This is a genomic window from Pseudomonas sp. IT-P171, from assembly GCF_949767765.1.
In the GTDB taxonomy this organism is placed as follows: domain Bacteria; phylum Pseudomonadota; class Gammaproteobacteria; order Pseudomonadales; family Pseudomonadaceae; genus Aquipseudomonas; species Aquipseudomonas fluorescens_B.
Genome location: NZ_CATKQN010000044.1, coordinates 387,005 through 407,415, shown reverse-complemented (window position 1 = coordinate 407,415; position 20,411 = coordinate 387,005). Strand labels below are relative to the sequence as shown.

18 protein-coding genes are annotated in these 20,411 nt (G+C 59.3%); 13 read left to right on the top strand and 5 right to left on the bottom strand.

Going from position 1 to position 20,411, the window contains the following annotated elements; genetic code table 11:
* Nucleotides 1-69: 69 nt before the first annotated feature.
* Nucleotides 70-249, bottom strand: a complete 180-nt coding sequence (locus ACM6I5_RS21975) for a PA1571 family protein (RefSeq protein ID WP_017337549.1) — start codon at nucleotides 247-249, stop codon at nucleotides 70-72.
* A 257-nt stretch (nucleotides 250-506) separates the two neighbouring features.
* On the opposite strand from ACM6I5_RS21975, the gene ACM6I5_RS21970 reads away from it, so the two are divergent.
* A complete protein-coding gene (locus tag ACM6I5_RS21970; RefSeq protein ID WP_017337550.1) occupies nucleotides 507-2,285 on the top strand; it encodes an ABC transporter transmembrane domain-containing protein in 1,779 nt (592 codons plus the stop codon).
* A 138-nt stretch (nucleotides 2,286-2,423) separates the two neighbouring features.
* On the opposite strand, the gene ACM6I5_RS21965 is transcribed toward ACM6I5_RS21970, so the two are convergent.
* Nucleotides 2,424-4,352, bottom strand: coding sequence for a transglycosylase SLT domain-containing protein (locus ACM6I5_RS21965; RefSeq protein WP_017337551.1), 1,929 nt, complete (start codon nucleotides 4,350-4,352; stop codon nucleotides 2,424-2,426).
* 213 nt (nucleotides 4,353-4,565) lie between these two features.
* Here ACM6I5_RS21965 and ACM6I5_RS21960 point away from each other — a divergent pair, with 213 nt between their 5' ends.
* Entirely contained in the window at nucleotides 4,566-6,485 is a 1,920-nt protein-coding gene (locus ACM6I5_RS21960; protein ID WP_414884701.1) for an ATP-binding cassette domain-containing protein, read from the top strand.
* A gap of 64 nt (nucleotides 6,486-6,549) precedes the next feature.
* Here ACM6I5_RS21960 and ACM6I5_RS21955 read toward each other — a convergent pair whose 3' ends face one another.
* Nucleotides 6,550-6,990 (bottom strand): universal stress protein, encoded by a 441-nt coding sequence (locus tag ACM6I5_RS21955; protein WP_414884700.1) that lies wholly within the window; start codon nucleotides 6,988-6,990, stop codon nucleotides 6,550-6,552.
* 103 nt (nucleotides 6,991-7,093) lie between these two features.
* Here ACM6I5_RS21955 and ACM6I5_RS21950 point away from each other — a divergent pair, with 103 nt between their 5' ends.
* From ACM6I5_RS21950 to ACM6I5_RS21920, 7 genes are all read left to right on the top strand, one after another.
* On the top strand, nucleotides 7,094-7,531 hold the full coding sequence (locus ACM6I5_RS21950; RefSeq protein ID WP_017337555.1) for a hypothetical protein: 438 nt from the start codon (nucleotides 7,094-7,096) through the stop codon (nucleotides 7,529-7,531).
* Between the two features lie 530 nt (nucleotides 7,532-8,061).
* Nucleotides 8,062-10,209: a fatty acid oxidation complex subunit alpha FadB gene (gene fadB / locus ACM6I5_RS21945; protein ID WP_017337556.1), complete on the top strand. Its 2,148-nt coding sequence runs from the start codon at nucleotides 8,062-8,064 to the stop codon at nucleotides 10,207-10,209.
* Nucleotides 10,210-10,238: 29 nt separating this feature from the next.
* Entirely contained in the window at nucleotides 10,239-11,414 is a 1,176-nt protein-coding gene (gene fadA / locus ACM6I5_RS21940; protein WP_008028488.1) for an acetyl-CoA C-acyltransferase FadA, read from the top strand.
* Between the two features lie 99 nt (nucleotides 11,415-11,513).
* Nucleotides 11,514-11,750, top strand: coding sequence for a DUF1653 domain-containing protein (locus ACM6I5_RS21935; RefSeq protein WP_017337558.1), 237 nt, complete (start codon nucleotides 11,514-11,516; stop codon nucleotides 11,748-11,750).
* Between the two features lie 114 nt (nucleotides 11,751-11,864).
* Nucleotides 11,865-14,492: a type I DNA topoisomerase gene (gene topA / locus ACM6I5_RS21930; protein ID WP_414884699.1), complete on the top strand. Its 2,628-nt coding sequence runs from the start codon at nucleotides 11,865-11,867 to the stop codon at nucleotides 14,490-14,492.
* Nucleotides 14,493-14,633: 141 nt separating this feature from the next.
* The gene (locus ACM6I5_RS21925) at nucleotides 14,634-15,158 is read left to right on the top strand and encodes a DUF6586 family protein (RefSeq protein WP_017337560.1); all 525 of its coding nucleotides are present in this window, start codon (nucleotides 14,634-14,636) and stop codon (nucleotides 15,156-15,158) included.
* Between the two features lie 156 nt (nucleotides 15,159-15,314).
* Nucleotides 15,315-15,548: a hypothetical protein gene (locus ACM6I5_RS21920; protein WP_017337561.1), complete on the top strand. Its 234-nt coding sequence runs from the start codon at nucleotides 15,315-15,317 to the stop codon at nucleotides 15,546-15,548.
* Nucleotides 15,549-15,635: 87 nt separating this feature from the next.
* On the opposite strand, the gene sulA is transcribed toward ACM6I5_RS21920, so the two are convergent.
* Together sulA and lexA are read right to left on the bottom strand one after the other, a co-directional pair.
* Nucleotides 15,636-16,109, bottom strand: coding sequence for an SOS-induced cell division inhibitor SulA (gene sulA, locus ACM6I5_RS21915; protein WP_414884698.1), 474 nt, complete (start codon nucleotides 16,107-16,109; stop codon nucleotides 15,636-15,638).
* A 10-nt stretch (nucleotides 16,110-16,119) separates the two neighbouring features.
* A complete protein-coding gene (gene lexA / locus ACM6I5_RS21910) occupies nucleotides 16,120-16,728 on the bottom strand; it encodes a transcriptional repressor LexA (RefSeq protein WP_007944149.1) in 609 nt (202 codons plus the stop codon).
* Between the two features lie 229 nt (nucleotides 16,729-16,957).
* Between lexA and psrA the strand changes: the two genes are divergently transcribed.
* The 4 genes from psrA (at nucleotide 16,958) to ACM6I5_RS21890 (ending at nucleotide 20,401) form a co-directional block, all read left to right on the top strand.
* Nucleotides 16,958-17,665 (top strand): transcriptional regulator PsrA, encoded by a 708-nt coding sequence (gene psrA / locus ACM6I5_RS21905; RefSeq protein WP_017337563.1) that lies wholly within the window; start codon nucleotides 16,958-16,960, stop codon nucleotides 17,663-17,665.
* Nucleotides 17,666-17,823: 158 nt separating this feature from the next.
* Nucleotides 17,824-18,834, top strand: a complete 1,011-nt coding sequence (nagZ, locus tag ACM6I5_RS21900) for a beta-N-acetylhexosaminidase (protein ID WP_414884697.1) — start codon at nucleotides 17,824-17,826, stop codon at nucleotides 18,832-18,834.
* Between the two features lie 12 nt (nucleotides 18,835-18,846).
* A complete protein-coding gene (locus tag ACM6I5_RS21895; protein ID WP_017337565.1) occupies nucleotides 18,847-19,584 on the top strand; it encodes an S-methyl-5'-thioinosine phosphorylase in 738 nt (245 codons plus the stop codon).
* A 298-nt stretch (nucleotides 19,585-19,882) separates the two neighbouring features.
* The gene (locus ACM6I5_RS21890; RefSeq protein WP_414878653.1) at nucleotides 19,883-20,401 is read left to right on the top strand and encodes a cupin domain-containing protein; all 519 of its coding nucleotides are present in this window, start codon (nucleotides 19,883-19,885) and stop codon (nucleotides 20,399-20,401) included.
* The last annotated feature ends 10 nt before the right edge of the window (nucleotides 20,402-20,411 follow it).

Below are 20,411 nucleotides of genomic sequence, written 5' to 3'. Positions count from 1 at the left end.
GCAAAACCTGCAAAAAACGCCCACAAAAAACCCGGCCATCAGGGCCGGGTCAAGAAGACGGTGGCTATATCAATCTTGTTTGGCAGGCTTGACCAATCGCTTCTCCAGTTCGCGGCAGGCGTCCTGGATCATGTTTTCAGTGATCGGTACTTCACGGCCTTTTTCGTCAATGATTGAGCAACCCAGAGACTGATCTGGCTGTGTGCGGATCACTTGAATCTTGTCATCGCTGCTGTGTTGCAAGGACATGGCCTGTCTCCTCTTCAGGTTGTGTGCTTACTGTAGAACCGCCAGGTGACCGGGCTGTGACAACTCCCTGCGATCTCTTCTGAGCGGCAATGCCAGTCCACCAGAAATACCGTAACGTTGCCACCCGGACTTTAGACCAATAGCGTCTAGGGGCTGGTCTTTGCGGTCATAATTAACCTGACTCATTGTGATTTACAGAGTTCCCCCCCATTGAGCGGTATAGCCGACCCCTAAACGTGTGAACTGGAACCCCCCCGATGCTATCTGCCCGTCACCGCCGCGCGATTCGCCTGGCCAGCCGTTTCCTTGTGCCCTATCGCTGGCAGGCGTTGGGTGCGTTGCTCGCACTGATTGTCACGGCGGGCATTACCTTGTCCATGGGGCAGGGGATTCGGCTGTTGGTGGATCAGGGATTCATGACCCAGTCACCGCATTTGCTCAACCAGACCATCGGTCTGTTCATGCTGTTGGTGTTGGGTCTGGCGCTCGGCACGTTTGCGCGTTTTTACCTGGTGTCGTGGATTGGCGAGCGGGTGGTGGCCGACATCCGGCGTCAGGTGTTCAACCATCTGGTTTACCTGCATCCGGGGTTTTATGAAGACAATCGCAGCTCCGAGATCCAGTCGCGGCTGACAGCCGACACTACGTTGCTGCAATCGGTGATCGGCTCTTCGCTGTCGCTGTTTCTGCGCAATCTGCTGATGGTGATCGGCGGGATTGTGTTGCTGTTTATCACCAACCCCAAACTCACCAGCATCGTCGTTGTGGCGTTGCCACTGGTGATCGCGCCGATCCTGATCTTCGGCCGACGGGTACGCAGCCTGTCGCGCCTGAGCCAGGACCGGATTGCCGACATTGGCAGCTACGTGTCTGAAACCCTTGGCCAGATCAAAACCGTGCAGGCCTATAACCATCAGGTCCAGGACGAACAGCGGTTTGCCGCGACCGTGGAGGAGGCGTTCAACACCGCCCGTAAACGGATATTCCAGCGTGCCTGGCTGATTACCCTGGTGATCGTGCTGGTGCTGGGCGCGGTCGGCGTCATGCTGTGGGTCGGCGGCATGGATGTGATGGCCGGGCGGATTTCCGCAGGTGAACTGGCGGCGTTCGTGTTCTACAGCCTGATCGTCGGCAGCGCGTTCGGCACGTTGAGTGAAGTCATTGGTGAGCTGCAGCGCGCTGCCGGCGCCGCCGAGCGGATTGCCGAATTGCTGCGCTCGGAAAACATCATCCAGCCACCGACGACGGGGCTGGTGACATTACCGGAGCGAGTGACGGGTAACCTGGAACTGCAAAACGTGCGTTTTTCCTACCCGTCGCGTCCTGAAAGCTACGCCGTCGATGGCTTGAGTCTGACCGTCAAGGCTGGCGAAACCCTGGCGCTGGTCGGACCTTCCGGCGCGGGCAAGTCGACGGTGTATGACTTGTTGCTGCGTTTTTACGACCCGGCCGAAGGCCGCATTCTGCTCGACGGCGTGCCGCTGACTCAGCTCGATCCGCTCGACTTGCGCCGTTGCTTTGCGCTGGTCTCGCAAAACCCTGCGCTGTTCTTCGGCAGCATTGAAGAGAACATCCGCTACGGCAACCCGACAGCGACCCTGGAACAGGTCCGGGAGGCGGCAAAGATTGCCTATGCCCATGATTTTATCGAGGCAATGCCCAACGGCTACCAGACTCACCTCGGCGACGGTGGCCTCGGTTTGTCAGGCGGCCAGCGCCAACGCCTGGCCATCGCTCGAGCGCTGCTGGTGGACGCGCCCATCCTGCTGCTCGACGAAGCCACCAGCGCCCTCGATGCCCAAAGCGAGCACCTGATCCAGCAAGCCCTGCCCAGCTTGATGAAAAACCGCACCACCCTGGTTATCGCCCATCGCCTGGCCACGGTGAAAAACGCCGACCGGATCGCGGTGATGGATCAGGGCAAACTGGTGGCAGTGGGCACCCATCAGGAGCTGATCGCGAGCAATGCGCTGTATGCGCGGCTGGCGGCGTTGCAGTTCAATGATGGAAAGACCGAACTCGATCTCCACCTGTAGGAGCCGCCGCAGGCGGCGATCTTTTAATCTTGCTTAAAAAAATGCCCGCATCAATCGATGCGGGCATTTTTGTTTGCGGCTCAAGGCGACGATCAAAAGATCGCCGCCTTCGGCAGCTCCTGCATGACCGGCTCCCGGTTATTGATCGTCAAAATACCGCTCATGCCAGTCCACCAACGGCTGTGGCGAGTTGAGCTTCTGGCCGTAGATCACCGAGTACGACAATACGTTCTGCACGTACTGGCGGGTTTCGTCGAACGGGATGCTTTCTACCCAGACGTCGAAGCTCAGGTGATCCGCGCCGCGCAGCCACTGGCGCACGCGACCCGGGCCGGCGTTGTAGGCGGCGGAGGCGAGGACGCGGTTGCCGTTGAACTGGCTGTGCACCTGGCTCAGGTAGGCGGCGCCGAGCTGGATGTTCTTGTCGGGATCGAACACATGCTGTGGCGAGGCCAGGGGAATGCTGAACTTGCGCGCGGTTTCCTTGGCGGTACCGGGCATCAGTTGCATCAGGCCGCTGGCGCCGACGCCGGAGCGGGCGTCGTCCATGAAGGCGCTTTCCTGTCGCGTGATGGCGAATACCCAGCTCGAATGCAGGCCACGGACCTTGGCTTCGCGCACCAGGGTTTCGCGGTGGGCCATCGGGAAGCGGATGTCCAGGTCGTCCCAGTACTGCGCCTGACTGATGGTGCGGATCGCCGGGAAGTACCATTTCAGGTCATAGGCCAGTTTCGCCTGGGCGACCATTTCGTCACGGTTGAAGTGGCGGCTGACGTAATACCACTCGCGACGACCGTCAACGATCTGCCCGCGTGCGTGGAATTCAAGGGCGCGACGTACACCTGGCGTGTTGCGCACTTTGTTGATCAGCGCCTGGCTAAGCACCAGCGGCTTGTTGTTCAGCGAGTACGGCAGCTGCGAGCGGTCGGCGGCGAGGAAACCATAGAAATCACGCTCACGGGCGAGGCCTTTGTAAAGCGTCTGCGCTTGCGGGTTCTGCGGCTGCGCCAGTTCCAGGCTGCGGGCCTGCCAGTAGCGCCAGCGGTTGGTGGTCGCCAGGTCTTGTGGCAAGCGGCGAGTCAACTGATACGCATCGTCCCAGCGAGCCAGGCGCAATAGCAGGCGCAAGCGCCATTCGGACACGGTGTTGTCGCGCAATTCCGGGTCGTACTTGGTCATCACGTCCAGCGCCCGGCTATCAAAGCGACGAGCGAGGGTCAGGCCGATTTCCCGGGCGATCGCGACTTTTTCATCACGGGAGAAATGCATGCTGCTGGCATAGCCGTCGAGCAAGGCCATCGCCTTGTCCGGGTCTTGCTTGGCCAGGCGGCGCAAGCCGAGGCTGACGATGTCAGACATCGGCTCATCGGCCGGGGTGAAACGCGACGGCTGATTAAGCAGTTCAGGTTTCTGCGCCACATCCACCAACAAGCGACCGCGCGGGGCGAGGGTGGTCAGGCCATTGACCAGGCTGTTGGCCAGCGGATAGTTGCGCGCCTGGGCGGCAAGCTTGGTGCGTTCCCAGCGTTTCTGTTCGGTCAGTTGGCCTTCGGCCGCCCAGATCCCGAACAAGCCATCACACGCCCCAGGCAGCGATTTACCGGTTAGCCAGAGTTTTTCGGCGTTGGCATAACCTTCGGTCTTCTGGTTGCGCGCGATCTGATTCTGCGCGTTCAGGCAGTCCAGTTCGGTGAAATTGAGCTTGGGGTCGTAGTACTTGACGAAAGTTGCCCAGTCTCCGCGATCGGCCAGCCAGCGCAACCAGCGAAGTTTCATCCAGTTGGCTTGCGGCAGATCGCCGTGTTCGGCGAGGAATTTCTCGATTTCGGCATTGCTCGCGGTTTTCAGACGCGCGGTCAGTTCGTCATACGCAAGATAAGGCTCCAAGGGGTAATCACTGAGAGCCTGGCTGTAACGGAAGTACGGACCTGTATCACCCTTGGCCAGGGCACGCTTGGCTTCATCGTAGTATTGGCGTTGGGTAGACAGGTCCACCGCCTGTGCTGTTTGGATGGCTGTGGCAGAAAGAAGAAAACTGGATAAAAGACCAAAAAGGCGGCTGCGCATGAGACGTCCGAACAGAGAAATCATGACAAGCGTTGACGATGCCAACACTGAATTAACTGTAGCTTAGCCTTTTGCCAGCAGCAGGCGAAAGCTTTGCGGGCCCGCCAGCATCAGTTCGCAACATTTGTCATGCAGAGTGCCCCGAAGGTGAAATTGCCGGCCTTCTGAAGCCTCAAGTCAGGTAGAATGCGCGCCCGGTTTTTGGAGAAGCTCATGACCCTGCTCAAATTCAGCGATGTGTCCCTTGCTTTCGGCGCTATGCCGTTGTTGGACAAGGTGTCCTGGCAGATCGCCCGTGGTGAGCGGGTGTGCATCATCGGCCGCAACGGCACTGGCAAGTCCAGCATGATGAAGCTCGTCAAGGGCGACCAGAAGCCCGATGAGGGCTCCGTCTGGCGCGCCCCCGGCCTCAAGATCGGCGAATTGCCGCAAGAATTGCCGGTAGCCGACGAGCGGACCGTGTTCGACGTGGTGGCTGAAGGCCTGGACGGTGTCGGCGAGCTGCTCGCGCAGTATCACCACCTGAGCCAGAACATCGTCACCGACGCCGACCTGGACAAATTGATGCACGTCCAGCACGACCTCGAAGCCCGTGACGGCTGGCGCTTGCAGCAACTGGTCGACAGCACGTTGAGCCGCCTGCAGTTGCCGGCCGACAAGACCCTGTCCCAGTTGTCCGGCGGCTGGCGTCGCCGCGTCCTGCTGGCGCAGGCGCTGGTGTCCGAACCGGATCTGCTGCTGCTCGACGAACCGACCAACCACCTGGACATCGGTGCAATTGCCTGGCTCGAAGAAGCGCTGAAGGATTTCCAGGGCGCCGTGCTGTTCATCACGCACGACCGTTCCTTCCTGCAGAACCTCGCGACCCGCATCCTCGAACTGGATCGCGGCGGCCTGATCGACTGGAACGGCGACTACGCCAGTTTCCTTGTGCACAAAGAAGCCTCGCTGGCCGCTGAAGAAACCGCCAACGCGCTGTTCGACAAAAAGCTGGCCCAGGAAGAAGTCTGGATCCGTCAGGGCATCAAGGCCCGTCGCACCCGTAACGAGGGCCGCGTTCGTGCCCTGAAAGCATTGCGCGTCGAGCGCAGCGAGCGTCGTGAGCGCACTGGCAAGGCCAACATTCAGTTGGACACCGCCGACAAGTCCGGCAAGCAGGTGATGGTCCTCGAGAACGTGAGCTTCGCTCACCCGGGCGGCCCGTTCCTGATCAAGGATTTCTCGATGGTCCTGACGCGCGGCGACCGTATCGGTCTGCTCGGCGCCAACGGTACCGGCAAGACCACGCTGTTGAAACTGATGCTCAGCGGCCTGCAACCGACCAGCGGCACAGTGGAAGAGGGCACGCGCATCGACGTGGCGTACTTCGATCAGTTGCGTCATCAGCTGGACCTGGAAAAGACCGTTATCGACAACGTGGCCGAAGGTCGCGACTTCATCGACATCGATGGTCAAAGCCGTCACGTGCTGAGCTACCTCGGCGACTTCCTGTTCAGCCCGCAGCGGGCCCGCACGCCGGTCAAGGCGCTGTCGGGTGGTGAGCGCGCTCGTCTGTTGCTGGCGAAACTGTTCAGCAAGCCAGCGAACCTGCTGGTCCTCGACGAACCGACCAACGACCTCGACGTGGAAACCCTCGAACTGCTGGAAGAGGTCTTGCTGACCTTCAACGGCACCGTGCTGATGGTCAGCCACGACCGGGCATTCCTCGACAACGTGGTGACCAGTACCCTGGTCTTCGAAGGTGAAGGCAAGGTTCGCGAATACGTCGGTGGTTATCAGGACTGGCTACGCCAGGGCGGTTCGCCGCGGCTGCTGGGCGTGACCGAGAGCAAGTCCGGCAAGGCTGACCTGACGTCGGCGGTCGTGACGGCTGAGGCTGCACCCGTGGCGGCAGTGACCGAAGCGCCGGTGGCGAAGAAAAAGCTCAGCTACAAGTTGCAGCGTGAGCTGGAAATGTTGCCGGCTCAGATCGAGGCCATGGAGCAGCAGATTGCAATCGTTGAGGCCCAGATGGCCGATGTCGGTTTCTATCAGCGTCCTGCTGCCGAGACCGCCGCGGTGATCGCGCAATTGGAGCAGTTGCAGGCTGAGCTCGACGTCATGGTCGAGCGTTGGGCGGAGCTGGATGCCTGATTGATCCTGCGATAAAAAAGCCCGGCTTCACTGACGTGAATGCCGGGCTTTTTGTAGGAGGGGGTCAGCTTTTGTTTTGCAGGCGCACCGCAAGCACATCGCAAGGCGCACCGTGCAGCACGTCGTTGGCGGTTGAACCCAGCAATAGCGCCAGACCGTGCCGGCCATGACTACCCACCACGATCAGGTCACAGGTCTGTTCCTTGGCCAGGTGATGAATCTCCTGGCGCGGCTGGCCGTAGGTCAGGTGACTGTATTCCTTGGAGAGCTCCGGGTACTTCACGATCAATCGGTCCAGTCGCTCCTTGGCCTGATCGAACTGCTGCTGTTGCAGTTGCGACAGGTCCATCGGCACGTCGCCGCCGAACGCCATGGCCATGGGCTCGACAATGTGCACCAGGGACAACTTCGCGCCATTGCTCACTGACAACTCGCGAGCACGGTGGATGACAGGGTCGCACTCTTCGGTCAGGTCTACAGCGACCAGAATGTGGTGGTAGGGCATGAGGTGCTCCTCCTGAGGATGCAATATTGATAAGTATGGCTGGTTTCAAGCGCGTTGTTTTCAAAGTGACTCAAAGCGCTCATCAAGAATCGGGAGTACAGATATGACGGTCTGGATAGTGGTGTCAATCCTGTTGGTGGTGCTGAGCCCGCTGGCATGGCTGCGACCGTCCCGTGGTCAGAGCGGGCGCATGGCCCTGCGCATGGAGGCGCGGCGCATCGGGCTGGCCATGCAACTGGCGCCTCAGGAGTGGCCGCACTGGCTCAGTCAGGAACCGCCGAGCCCCTGCGCGCAGTACCATCGACCGCGTCGCGGCAATCAGCCAGCGTGCTGGAGTTATTGGCAGAAGTCGCCGGGTGTGTGGGTGAATCAGTGGCAGGAGGTCTGCGAGGATCAGACGCTGCTCAATCATTTCGAAAAATTGCCAGCCAACGTCTACAAGGTCGAAGCGGACAAGCAGATGATCACGTTGTATTGGGGCGAGAAGGGCGAAGCGACGGTTTTGCAACAAATCGATGCCACCCTCAAGGCATTGGCCTGAAACGCGATCCTGCGTATCACGCGGAACACATCATCAGGCAATAAAAAGCCCGACATTCATCATCGGGCTGGAGTTGGCCAGGCAGGCCGGTAATTCGTTGTGGGCTGATCTTACGCCGGGCATTCGCCGACGCGTTCAATTTTTTTCCTCAATCTCACGCCCAGCGTAGCCCTTTAAACAAAGGCTGCCGCGAATTAGGGCGACTTTTCTAACTATTGATTCTATGAATGGCCTTACATGCATCCGTGTGTTGCTGGTGCTCGTGGTACGGAAATGACCGGAAAGTCGCGTTTCAACCCGTATTTTGGGCGATTGACAATTGCCGGAAATTCCGTGAAGGTGGCGTACCCAAATCAAACGGGCGTATGAATCGGGCGTTTGCATTGCAGACCGCTCCTACAGAATCCCGACTATCGCGTTGGCGGGTGTGCCGGGTGGATTGGCGTAGCATCGACGATAAACGTCCCTGCCGAGCCATTCGCCTGCGTCCGACGTGTACTGTTCAGCTTCCATATCGTGGAGATCAGTTGATGATTTACGAAGGTAAAGCCATCACGGTTAAGGCTCTTGAAAGTGGCATCGTCGAATTGAAATTCGACCTCAAGGGTGAGTCCGTCAACAAGTTCAACCGTCTAACCCTGAACGAACTGCGTCAGGCCGTAGACGCCATCAAGGCAGATGCTTCGATCAAGGGTGTGATCGTCAGCAGCGGCAAGGACGTGTTCATCGTCGGCGCCGACATCACCGAATTCGTCGAGAACTTCAAGCTGCCTGATGCAGAGCTTGTTGCAGGCAACCTCGAAGCCAACAGGATTTTCAGCGATTTCGAAGACCTCAACGTCCCGACTGTCGCCGCCATCAACGGCATCGCCCTGGGTGGCGGTCTGGAAATGTGCCTGGCGGCGGACTACCGCGTCATGTCCGCTACCGCGAAAATCGGCCTGCCGGAAGTCAAGCTGGGTATCTACCCGGGCTTCGGCGGTACCGTGCGCCTGCCGCGCATCATCGGTGCCGACAACGCCATCGAGTGGATTGCCGCGGGTAAGGAAAACCGTGCTGAAGATGCGCTGAAAGTCGGCGCTGTCGACGCAGTGGTTGCTCCCGAGAAGCTGGCAGAAGCGGCTCTGAACCTGATCAAAGGCGCCATCTCCGGCGAATTCGATTACAAGGCCAAGCGTCAGCCAAAACTGGAAAAACTCAAGCTCAACGCCATCGAACAGATGATGTCGTTCGAAACCGCCAAAGGTTTCGTGGCCGGTCAGGCTGGCCCGAACTACCCGGCACCGGTCGAAGCGATCAAGACCATCCAGAAAGCCGCTAACTTCGGTCGCGACAAAGCGCTGGAAGTCGAAGCTGCAGGTTTCGTCAAACTGGCCAAGACCTCTGCCGCGCAGAGCTTGATCGGTCTGTTCCTGAACGATCAGGAACTGAAGAAAAAGGCCAAGGCCTACGACGAAATCGCCAGGGACGTGAAGCAGGCTGCCGTATTGGGCGCCGGCATCATGGGTGGCGGTATCGCTTATCAGTCGGCCTCCAAAGGTACGCCGATCCTGATGAAGGACATCAACGAGCATGGCATCGAGCAAGGCCTGGCTGAAGCCGCCAAGCTGCTGGTGAGCCGCGTTGATAAAGGTCGCATGACGGCGGCGAAAATGGCTGAAGTCCTCAACGGCATTCGTCCAACCCTGTCCTACGGTGACTTCGGTCACGTGGACCTGGTGGTCGAAGCGGTCGTCGAGAACCCGAAGGTCAAGCAAGCCGTTCTGGCCGAAGTCGAAGACAAGGTCAAAGAGGACACCATCCTCGCGTCCAACACCTCGACCATTTCCATCACCTTGCTGGCCAAGGCCCTCAAGCGTCCGGAAAACTTCGTCGGCATGCACTTCTTCAACCCGGTGCACATGATGCCGCTGGTGGAAGTGATTCGTGGCGAGAAGTCCAGCGAGCTGGCCGTTGCCACCACCGTTGCCTACGCCAAGAAAATGGGCAAGAACCCGATCGTCGTCAATGACTGCCCGGGCTTCCTGGTCAACCGCGTACTGTTCCCGTATTTCGGCGGTTTCGCCAAGCTGGTCAGCGCCGGTGTGGACTTCGTCCGTATCGACAAGGTCATGGAAAAATTTGGCTGGCCGATGGGCCCGGCGTACCTGATGGACGTGGTCGGCATCGACACCGGCCACCACGGTCGTGATGTGATGGCTGAAGGCTTCCCGGACCGCATGAAAGACGACCGTCGTTCGGCTGTCGACGTGCTTTACGAAGCCAAGCGCCTGGGCCAGAAGAATGGCAAGGGCTTCTACGCCTACGAGACCGACAAGAAGGGCAAGCAGAAGAAAGTCGCCGATCCGTCGGTGCTGGAAGTGCTCAAGCCGATCGTTTTCGAACAGCGCGACGTCACTGACGAAGACATCATCAACTGGATGATGATCCCGCTGTGCCTGGAAACCGTGCGTTGCCTGGAAGACGGCATCGTCGAAACCGCTGCCGAAGCCGACATGGGCCTGGTCTACGGTATTGGTTTCCCTCCATTCCGTGGCGGTGCGCTGCGTTACATCGATTCGATCGGTGTGGCAGAGTTCGTTGCCCTGGCTGACCAGTACGCTGATTTGGGCGCGCTGTACCACCCGACCGCGAAGCTGCGCGAAATGGCCAAAAACGGCCAAAGCTTCTTCGGTTAAGCGCCCCCAACTAGAGTGAGAGTGAATATATGAGCTTGAATCCTAGAGACGTCGTGATTGTCGACTTCGGTCGTACTCCGATGGGCCGCTCCAAGGGCGGCATGCACCGCAACACCCGCGCTGAAGACATGTCGGCGCACCTGATCAGCAAATTGCTGGAACGCAACGTCAAGGTCGACCCGAACGAAGTCGAAGACGTGATCTGGGGCTGTGTGAACCAGACCCTGGAGCAGGGCTGGAACATCGCCCGCATGGCGTCCCTGATGACTCAGATCCCGCACACCGCTGCCGGCCAGACCGTCAGCCGCCTGTGCGGTTCGTCGATGAGCGCACTGCACACGGCTGCGCAAGCGATCATGACCGGCAACGGTGACGTGTTCGTGGTTGGCGGCGTCGAGCACATGGGCCACGTGAGCATGATGCACGGTGTCGATCCGAACCCGCACATGTCCCTGTACGCGGCGAAAGCCTCGGGCATGATGGGCCTGACCGCTGAAATGCTGGGCAAAATGCACGGCATCACTCGCGAACAACAGGACGCTTTCGGCGTGCGCTCCCACCAACTCGCTCACAAGGCGACCGTGGAAGGCAAGTTCAAAGACGAAATCATCCCGATGCAGGGCTACGACGAGAACGGTTTCCTGAAACTGTTCGACTATGACGAAACCATTCGTCCGGAAACCACCCTGGAAAGCCTGGCGGCATTGAAGCCAGCGTTCAACCCGAAGGGCGGCACCGTGACAGCCGGTACTTCGTCGCAGATCACCGACGGTGCTTCATGCATGATCGTGATGTCGGCGCAGCGTGCACAGGACCTGGGCATCCAGCCTCTGGCGGTGATTCGCTCGATGGCCGTGGCAGGTGTGGATCCGGCGATCATGGGCTATGGTCCAGTACCGGCGACACAAAAAGCACTGAAGCGCGCGGGCCTTGGCATCAACGATATCGACTTCTTCGAGCTCAACGAAGCTTTCGCCGCACAGGCCTTGCCAGTGCTGAAAGATCTGAAAGTGCTCGACAAGATGAACGAGAAGGTTAACCTGCACGGCGGCGCGATCGCCCTGGGTCATCCGTTCGGCTGCTCCGGTGCGCGTATCTCCGGCACTTTGCTGAACGTGATGAAGCAAAATGGCGGCACCTTCGGGGTAGCCACCATGTGCATTGGTCTCGGCCAAGGCATCTCCACCGTCTTCGAACGCGTTTAAGCGTTCCGTTGACGGAAGCCGGGGCCAAGTGCCCCGGTTTTTGTTTTTCCGGATTTATTTTTGTTTTTATTTTGAAAAGATTTGAGTGAGGGCCAAACCATGCCGATACAACCTGGGCTCTACCAACATTACAAAGGTCCGCAGTACCGCGTATTCAGCATTGCGCGGCATTCGGAAACCGAAGAAGAAGTGGTCTTCTACCAAGCCCTGTATGGCGATTACGGCTTTTGGGTGCGTCCCTTGAGCATGTTCCTGGAGTCGGTCGAGGTTGACGGCGAACAGGTGCCACGCTTTGCTTTGGTGCAAGCCGAACCGAGCCTTTTTTCGAAGGCATAAGCTGAGATCGCGCACAACCCTGCGCTTGACCTCACCTTGTAGCCACTATATATAGCGGTGCCGCGTCAGGCGCCAACCGCCTTTCACTTCTAGAATTCAGGAATTTTCTGATCCATGGGCAAATCGCTGGTCATTGTGGAATCCCCGGCTAAGGCCAAGACCATCAACAAGTATCTGGGTAACCAATACGTGGTGAAGTCGAGTATCGGCCATATCCGAGACCTGCCCACCAGCGGTTCGGCTAGCGCCAGCAAAGAGCCAGCCGCCAAGCGCGGCAAGGCCGCCGCGGGTGAAGGTCCGGTGCTCACGCCGAAAGAGAAAGCGCGCAAGCAGCTGGTCTCGCGCATGGGTGTCGATCCCGATCATGGCTGGAAAGCCAAGTACGAGATCCTCCCGGGCAAGGAAAAGGTCATCGAAGAGCTGCGCCGGCTCGCCAAGGATGCTGACACCATCTATCTCGCAACCGACTTGGATCGCGAGGGGGAAGCCATTGCCTGGCACCTGCGCGAAGCCATCGGGGGTGACGACAGCCGCTACAAGCGCGTGGTGTTCAACGAAATTACCAAGAAGGCGATTCAGGAAGCCTTCTCCAAGCCGGGCGAGCTGGACATCGATCGTGTAAATGCCCAGCAGGCGCGTCGTTTCCTCGACCGCGTGGTGGGTTACATGGTTTCGCCGCTGCTGTGGGCAAAGATCGCCCGTGGCTTGTCCGCCGGTCGTGTGCAATCGGTTGCCGTGAAGCTGGTGGTCGAGCGTGAACGCGAAATACGTGCGTTCAACCCGGAAGAGTACTGGGAAGTCCACGCTGACCTCGGCACCGCGAAGGGCGCCACCGTGCGCTTCGACGTGGCTCGTGAGAAAGGCGAGGCGTTCAAACCGTTGAACGAAGCCCAGGCCATGGCCGCGCTGGAGAAGCTCAAGGCCTCCAGCTACAGCATCGTCAAACGCGAAGACAAGCCGACCAGTAGCAAGCCGTCGGCGCCGTTCATCACATCCACCCTGCAACAGGCCGCGAGCAACCGCCTGGGCTTCGGTGTGAAGAAAACCATGATGATGGCCCAGCGTTTGTATGAAGCCGGCTACATCACGTATATGCGTACCGACTCCACCAACCTCTCGGCCGATGCCGTGACGATGGCGCGTACCTATATTGAAGGCGAGTTCGGCAAGAAGTACCTGCCGGAAACCCCGAACGTCTACAGCAGCAAGGAAGGCGCACAAGAGGCTCACGAAGCGATTCGTCCGTCCGACGCCAACACCGAGCCAAGCAAGCTGTCGGGCATGGAGCGCGATGCAGAGCGGCTCTACGAGCTGATCTGGCGCCAGTTCCTCGCCTGCCAGATGTTGCCGGCCCAATACTTGTCGACCACGGTCACTGTCGGTGCCGGGGATTTCGAGCTGCGCGCCAAGGGCCGCATCCTCAAGTTCGACGGTTACACCCGCGTCATGCCGCAAATCGCCAAGCCTGGCGATGACGACGTGCTGCCGGACATGGCCCAGGGCGACGTGATGAAGCTGATCAAGCTTGATCCGACCCAGCACTTCACCAAGCCGCCGGCGCGTTACTCGGAAGCGAGCCTGGTGAAAGAAATGGAAAAACGCGGCATCGGTCGTCCTTCGACCTATGCTGCGATCATTTCGACCATCCAGGACCGCGGGTATGTAGCGCTGCACAACCGTCGTTTCTATTCGGAAAAGATGGGTGACATCGTCACCGAGCGTCTGTCCGAGAGCTTCTCCAATCTCATGGACTACGGCTTCACCGCCGGCATGGAAGAGAACCTCGATGACGTGGCCCAGGGCGAACGCGACTGGAAAAACGTGCTGGACGAGTTCTACGGCGACTTCAAGAAAAAACTCGAAGTAGCCGAAAGCGCCGAAAACGGCATGCGTGCCAACCAGCCGGTGATGACTGACATTCCGTGCCTGACCTGTGGCCGACCGATGCAGATTCGTACCGCATCGACTGGCGTATTCCTCGGTTGCTCGGGTTACAGCCTGCCGCCGAAAGAACGCTGCAAGGCCACCGTCAACCTGGTGCCGGGCGACGAGATCGCGGCGGACGACGAGGGTGAATCGGAGTCGCTGGTTCTGCGCGGCAAGCATCGTTGCCCTATCTGCAGCACCGCGATGGACGCTTACTTGCTCGACGAGAAGCGCAAGTTGCACATCTGCGGCAACAACCCGGATTGCGACGGCTACGAAATCGAAGAGGGCACCTATCGCATCAAGGGCTATGAAGGTCCGAGCCTGGAATGCGACAAGTGTGGCAGCGAGATGCAACTCAAGACTGGCCGTTTCGGCAAGTTCTTCGGTTGCACCAACCCGACGTGCAAGAACACCCGCAAACTGCTGAAAAGCGGTGACGCGGCGCCGCCGAAGATGGACCCGGTGAAGATGCCTGAGCTGAAATGCGAAAAGGTCAACGACACCTACATCCTGCGCGACGGTGCTTCCGGGCTGTTCCTGGCGGCGAGCCAGTTCCCGAAAAACCGCGAGACCCGTGCTCCGCTGGTCATGGAAATCGTGCCGCACAAGGATGAGATCGATCCGAAGTATCATTTCCTCTGTGACGCGCCGAAGAAAGACCCGGACGGCCTCCCGGCAGTAATCCGTTACAGCCGCAAAACCAAAGAGCAGTACGTTCAGACCGAAGTCGACGGTAAGCCGACCGGGTGGAAGGCGTACTACGACGGCGGCAAGTGGACAGTTGAAGACAAGCGTCCAGCAGCCAAAGCATAAAAGCCACAGGCACAAAAAGGCCGCATGACAACCCTCGGGTTTTCATGCGGCCTTTTTGTTTTGGGCTTGCGGTGAGCTTGGGTGATCCACGACACTGTCTGACCTGCGTGAAGCAATTATTTCGTTGTGGAGGCTGCCGTCATGGCCCACGAACTCTATACCCGTACCAACCAGAAGATTTATTTCGCCGGCCTGTCGCTTGAGGCGCTCGCGAAGGCCGAAGAGGGGCGGGCGATGAATTCCCTGGCGCTGATTCAGGCCGGGCGCGAATCGGCATTGTTTCACTTGTACGGCGCGTTGCTGGGGCTGTGCCATGAAATCGCTGGTTTCTATCGCTTGCCGCAGGCCAATGCGCCTCGGGCGGAAATGCTGCTGACCCGGGAAGTGCTTGAGGCCATCGCCATTCCTGAAATGGCCGAGATGGTCGAGTTGGCGCAGAACCCCGAAACCTGGCTGGCCAAGCTACTGTCAGCGCATGCGGCGCTGTTTCAGCCGCCCCGCGCTCCGCACAAACCCAAAGGCGACGTGACACAGCCGTTGATCCTGGCCGTTAATCTGGATGAAGAGGACGCGCCCGAAGAGTTGAGCCGGGAAGAACTGGAGGGTTGGCGTCAGAACCTCAAAGGTCTGGCGATCCGGTTTCGCGAAGGCTTGAACGAGTGCTGAGGGATTGAGTGTTCGATGGACGGATGCGAGAGACTGTCCGTTCAGGGATGAGCGTGCTGTCAGAAATTTCTCTTCCTGGTGGCATCTGGTCAAGATCCCGAGCGAAGCCTGGCCGATGCCTATATAATCCCCGCCTTTCGTGGAGAACAGACCTTTATGCCAACGTCCTTTCTAGAAATTGTCGAGTTACCAGACGGCCGAATCGAGCTGCGCAGGGCTGAGGACGAGGGTTCTCTGGTTACTTTGGATTTCTCCGAGGATGCCAAGGCGTTCCTGCAAGGCCAGCACGTGGAAGTCGCCAAGGCGATGTTGAGCGTGGGTGTTCAGATGGCTGGTCGCCTGGTTGAAGGCGATTTCAATACCAATGAGGGTGCTCGGGTTCTTCATTGATCCCCGTTCGTCGCATTTAACTGATACCGCTATTGATCGGCTTCTCTGTCCCTGGAGAAGCCCCGCATTGCTCAGCTCACTCTTCGTTCAGCCCAGTCGAATATTCAGGCTTTGTGCGTCCCCGGTCCGGGCGGCGCTGATCAACTGTTGGCGTGACGTGGTGCTCAACGGGTTGAGCCAACTGACGACGGTGTGGCTGCGACCCAGGCGCAAGGCTTCGCAGGTCAGCTGTTGTGCGCTTTGGGTGCCGCGCGGATGCAGCAGCAAAATACGTTCACGATTCAGGCCGGCTTCTCGCAGCCAGGTTTGTGTCAGGCTGGCGGGCGGGGCGATCAGTGTCAGCCAGCGCGCATCCTGATCCTCGCTCAACTCCCTGAGGATCGGTGCCAGAAGGCTCAGGCAGTTCCCGGCCGCACCACGCAGTGACAGCTCACTGAAAACTTCGGGTTCGGCGCTCCAGGGCGACTCGACCACGTCTTTCAGAATCGGTGCCATCGGCTGCACCATGAAAGCCTCGAACAACGGCAGTTGGGCTTGCTGTGATGTGTGTTGGAACTGCATAAAGCCTCCTTTAGCGGCGAATGACGCCGACACTCAAGCCTTCGATCACCAGCTCCTGATCTTTCAGGTTCACTTCGATAGGGGCGAATTCAGGGTTCTCGGCAATCAGCCAGACTTTGCTGCCGTCACGCTTGAAGCGTTTGACTGTCACTTCGTCACCGATACGCGCCACCACGATCTGGCCGTTGCGGGCTTCGCGGGTGGTATGGACGGCTAAAAGGTCGCCATCGAAAATTCCCACATCCTTCATGCTCATGCCATGAACTCGCAGTAAATAGTCAGCACGAGGATGGAAGAACGCAGGATTGATGTTGCAGGACTCTTCGATGTGCTGCTGGGCAAGGATCGGCGCACCGGCAGCGACCCGGCCAATGATTGGCAGGGTGGACTCGTCTGCCTTGGCTTCGAAGCCGGGGATGCGGATGCCGCGGGAGGCGCCTGGCGTCATCTCGATGGCGCCTTTGCGAGCCAGTGCCTTGAGGTGTTCTTCTGCCGCATTGGGCGACTTGAAACCCAGTTCCTGAGCGATTTCCGCGCGGGTCGGCGGGTAGCCGTTGTCTTCCAGGCAGCGTTTGATGAAGGCCAGAATCTCGGCTTGGCGTGGCGTCAGCTTTAGCATATTGATCGCTCTGTCTTTTTATACAGTGACTGGGATTATATACAGTGAAAGCATCTTGGCAATGCCCCATTTTTTTCCGGCCGCCGGACGGTCATTCAGCGTGCTGATTAACACGGCGCAGATGTATGGTTAAATAGCTGACCGAGCATTCCCGAAACGAACCGGCAGGCTTGACAAGGCCAGGGTTGAAACGTATGTTTCAAACAAGTGTTTGTCAGGCGGAGTAGCCATGGCCCAGTCGGAAACCGTTGAACGCATTCTCGATGCTGCGGAGCAGTTGTTCGCGGAAAAAGGTTTTGCTGAAACCTCACTGCGTTTAATCACCAGCAAGGCCGGGGTCAATCTGGCGGCTGTGAATTATCACTTCGGCTCGAAGAAGGCGCTGATTCAAGCCGTATTCTCGCGTTTTCTCGGACCGTTCTGCCTGAGCCTCGATAAAGAGCTGGAGCGGCGCCAGGCCAAGCCCGAGAACAAGCCGACACTTGAAGAACTGCTGGAAATCCTCGTCGAGCAAGCCCTGGTGGTGCAGCCACGCAGCGGCAACGATCTCTCCATCTTCATGCGATTGCTGGGACTGGCATTCAGCCAGAGCCAGGGTCACTTGCGTCGGTATCTCGAAGACATGTACGGCAAGGTATTCCGCCGCTACATGACGCTGGTCAACGAAGCCGCACCGCGCATTCCGCCGATCGAACTGTTCTGGCGTGTGCACTTCATGCTGGGTGCTGCGGCGTTCAGCATGTCCGGTATCAAGGCCTTGCGTGCGATTGCCGAAACCGATTTCGGTGTCAACACCTCCATCGAGCAAGTGATGCGCCTGATGGTGCCGTTCCTGGCGGCCGGCATGCGTGCTGAAACCGGGGTGACCGACACGGCCATGGCCACTGCGCAGTTGCGTCCGCGCAGCAAATCGACACAGGTTGCCGCCAAGGTTTAACCGCACACGGGTGGGCGCGGCAGCTGACATCCGCTAAGCTAGCCGCCCATGCCGACTCTCGTTCTGAACCCGCTCCCCATTTTTATCGCCGACCTGCAGGGCACAGCCCAGGGCGGCGAATGCGTGCGAGCCAGGTTTATCGTTATCAAGGAATCTCTATGACTGCTGGCCTGCAAGGCTCGTTGATGGTGGACGTCGCCGGTACCTGGCTGACGGCCGAGGATCGCCAATTGTTGCGCCAGCCCGAAGTGGGTGGCCTGATCATTTTTGCCCGCAACATCGAGCACCCGCGTCAGGTGCGCGAACTGAGCGCCTCGATTCGTGCCATTCGCCCCGATCTGCTGCTGGCAGTGGATCAGGAGGGCGGTCGTGTGCAACGCCTGCGCCAGGGCTTCGTGCGACTGCCGGCCATGCGCGCCATTGCCGACAATCCGAACGCCGAATACCTGGCGGAACAGTGCGGCTGGATCATGGCTACCGAAGTGTTGGCCGTGGGCCTCGACCTGAGCTTTGCCCCGGTGCTGGATCTCGATTACCAGCGCAGCTCCGTGGTCGGCACCCGTTCGTTTGAAGGTGATCCGGAGCGCGCGGCGCTGCTGGCCGGTGCATTTATCCGTGGGATGAACAGCGCGGGAATGGCGGCCACCGGCAAGCACTTCCCCGGACACGGCTGGGCGGAGGCGGATTCCCACGTCGCGATCCCGAATGACGAACGCAGCCTCGACGAGATCCGCGCCAACGATCTGGTGCCGTTCGCCCGGTTGAGCAAGCAATTGGCCGCCGTCATGCCGGCCCATGTCATTTACCCGCAAGTCGATTCCCAACCCGCCGGCTTCTCCCGTCGCTGGTTGCAGGACATCCTGCGCGGCGAATTGCAGTTCGATGGCGTGATCTTCAGCGACGATCTGTCGATGGCCGGCGCCCATGTGGTCGGTGATGCTGCCAGCCGAATCGAAGCCGCATTGTCTGCCGGTTGTGACATGGGCCTGGTGTGCAACGACCGCGCCGCTGCGGAACTCGCCCTGAGCGCCGCCCAGCGTTTGAAGGTCAAGCCGTCCGAGCGCATCGCGCGCATGCGTGGCCAGTCGTACGCCAGCACTGAATACCGTCAGGATCCGCGATGGCTGACAGCCATTGGCGCGCTCAAAGACGCTCAACTGATTGAATAAGGACTTCACGTTATGACGGTTTACGCGATTATTGGTGGCACCGGCCTGACTCAACTCGAAGGCCTGAGCATTCGTCAGTCGTTGGCGGTGGACACTCCTTATGGCGCACCTTCGGCCGAAGTGCAGATCGGTGAGTATGCCGGCAAGGAAGTGTTGTTCCTCGCACGTCACGGGCACCCGCACCGTTTTCCACCGCATCAGGTGAACTACCGCGCCAACCTCTGGGCATTGAAGCAGGCCGGTGCCGAGGCGATCCTTGCAGTCAATGCAGTAGGGGGGATTCATGCCGCCATGGGCACCGGACATTTCTGCGTGCCGCACCAACTGATCGACTACACCAGCGGCCGCGAACACACCTATTTTGCCGATGACCTGGAGCAGGTCACCCATATCGACTTCAGCTATCCCTACAGCGAATCGCTGCGTCAGCAATTGATCGCGGCGCTGGCGGCTGAAGGCGTCGGCTACAGCAGCCATGGCGTGTATGCGTGCACCCAGGGCCCGCGTCTGGAAACAGTGGCGGAGATTGCGCGCCTGGAGCGTGACGGCTGCGACATCGTCGGCATGACCGGCATGCCGGAAGCAGCGTTGGCACGCGAGCTGGAACTGGATTACGCCTGTCTGGCATTGGTGGTGAACCCGGCAGCGGGCAAGTCGACAGCGGTGATCACCATGGCGGAGATCGAGCAGGCGCTGCATGACGGCATGGGCAAGGTCAAATCCACATTGGCGCGGGTATTGGCGGGTTGAGCTCAAGCGACCGGATGACCTCTCCGGTCGCCTCACGATTCACCGGGTTTCAAACGGCGTTGATTCCATGACGAGAATAATTGAACCGTATCCTCTGGAAGTCGATGACTGCGGGCACCCAGCTTGCCTCTCACCGCTTTCACCCCCAGTCTGATTCCGGCTCAAGACACGAGCGGCTTGCCCATGATTGCCGCGACCCGGATTCGAGCCGGTCGCAGTACTTTTCCCGGCCTATACTGCTCGCCAGCAAGCAAAGACTTGCCCATCCAGACAACAAACACCGTGCCCCGAGGTTTTCATGCATCCCGCCATTCTCAACCTGAATCAGGTCGACCTTGAACCGCTGCCCGAAGCTCTTGCGCCGACCGGTGAAACGGCCGGGCGCTATCGGCAGCGGATGGCCCGCGTCGGTCAGCAACTGGGTGCGCAAAAGCTTGGCTATCGCTTGTACGTGCTGGAACCGGGGATGCGTGGCAGTCCGTTTCACAGTCATCGGGTCAATGAGGAAATGTTTTATGTGGTGGCCGGGGAAGGGGAGATCCGTCTCGGGGCCGAGCGTTTTCCCATCCGTGCGGGTGACGTGATCGCCTGCCCGCCGGGCGGTCCGGAAGCGGCACACCAGATCATCAACACCAGCACCGGCGAGCTGCGCTACCTGGCGGTCAGCACCCAGCAATCGCCGGAAATCTGCGAGTACCCTGATTCTGGCAAATACGCGGTGATGGACGACTTCAAGGTCGATGCCGAGGGCAATGCGTCGGGCTTCGTCGCCATTGCCCGGCCGTCTGACGGCGTGGATTACTGGGACGGCGAGTAGGTACGCCACT

What these genes read in the sequence shown, in the direction of transcription:
- ACM6I5_RS21935 (WP_017337558.1), top strand. Translation starts at nt 11,514, where the DNA reads ATGCCGATACAACCTGGGCTCTACCAACATTACAAAGGTCCGCAGTAC.
- ACM6I5_RS21955 (WP_414884700.1), bottom strand. Translation starts at nt 6,990, where the DNA reads ATGCCCTACCACCACATTCTGGTCGCTGTAGACCTGACCGAAGAGTGC.
- sulA (WP_414884698.1), bottom strand. Translation starts at nt 16,109, where the DNA reads ATGCAGTTCCAACACACATCACAGCAAGCCCAACTGCCGTTGTTCGAG.
- ACM6I5_RS21970 (WP_017337550.1), top strand. Translation starts at nt 507, where the DNA reads ATGCTATCTGCCCGTCACCGCCGCGCGATTCGCCTGGCCAGCCGTTTC.
- ACM6I5_RS21960 (WP_414884701.1), top strand. Translation starts at nt 4,566, where the DNA reads ATGACCCTGCTCAAATTCAGCGATGTGTCCCTTGCTTTCGGCGCTATG.
- nagZ (WP_414884697.1), top strand. Translation starts at nt 17,824, where the DNA reads ATGACTGCTGGCCTGCAAGGCTCGTTGATGGTGGACGTCGCCGGTACC.
- ACM6I5_RS21965 (WP_017337551.1), bottom strand. Translation starts at nt 4,352, where the DNA reads ATGCGCAGCCGCCTTTTTGGTCTTTTATCCAGTTTTCTTCTTTCTGCC.
- ACM6I5_RS21895 (WP_017337565.1), top strand. Translation starts at nt 18,847, where the DNA reads ATGACGGTTTACGCGATTATTGGTGGCACCGGCCTGACTCAACTCGAA.
- topA (WP_414884699.1), top strand. Translation starts at nt 11,865, where the DNA reads ATGGGCAAATCGCTGGTCATTGTGGAATCCCCGGCTAAGGCCAAGACC.
- ACM6I5_RS21920 (WP_017337561.1), top strand. Translation starts at nt 15,315, where the DNA reads ATGCCAACGTCCTTTCTAGAAATTGTCGAGTTACCAGACGGCCGAATC.
- fadA (WP_008028488.1), top strand. Translation starts at nt 10,239, where the DNA reads ATGAGCTTGAATCCTAGAGACGTCGTGATTGTCGACTTCGGTCGTACT.
- ACM6I5_RS21975 (WP_017337549.1), bottom strand. Translation starts at nt 249, where the DNA reads ATGTCCTTGCAACACAGCAGCGATGACAAGATTCAAGTGATCCGCACA.
- ACM6I5_RS21950 (WP_017337555.1), top strand. Translation starts at nt 7,094, where the DNA reads ATGACGGTCTGGATAGTGGTGTCAATCCTGTTGGTGGTGCTGAGCCCG.
- fadB (WP_017337556.1), top strand. Translation starts at nt 8,062, where the DNA reads ATGATTTACGAAGGTAAAGCCATCACGGTTAAGGCTCTTGAAAGTGGC.
- ACM6I5_RS21925 (WP_017337560.1), top strand. Translation starts at nt 14,634, where the DNA reads ATGGCCCACGAACTCTATACCCGTACCAACCAGAAGATTTATTTCGCC.
- psrA (WP_017337563.1), top strand. Translation starts at nt 16,958, where the DNA reads ATGGCCCAGTCGGAAACCGTTGAACGCATTCTCGATGCTGCGGAGCAG.
- lexA (WP_007944149.1), bottom strand. Translation starts at nt 16,728, where the DNA reads ATGCTAAAGCTGACGCCACGCCAAGCCGAGATTCTGGCCTTCATCAAA.
- ACM6I5_RS21890 (WP_414878653.1), top strand. Translation starts at nt 19,883, where the DNA reads ATGCATCCCGCCATTCTCAACCTGAATCAGGTCGACCTTGAACCGCTG.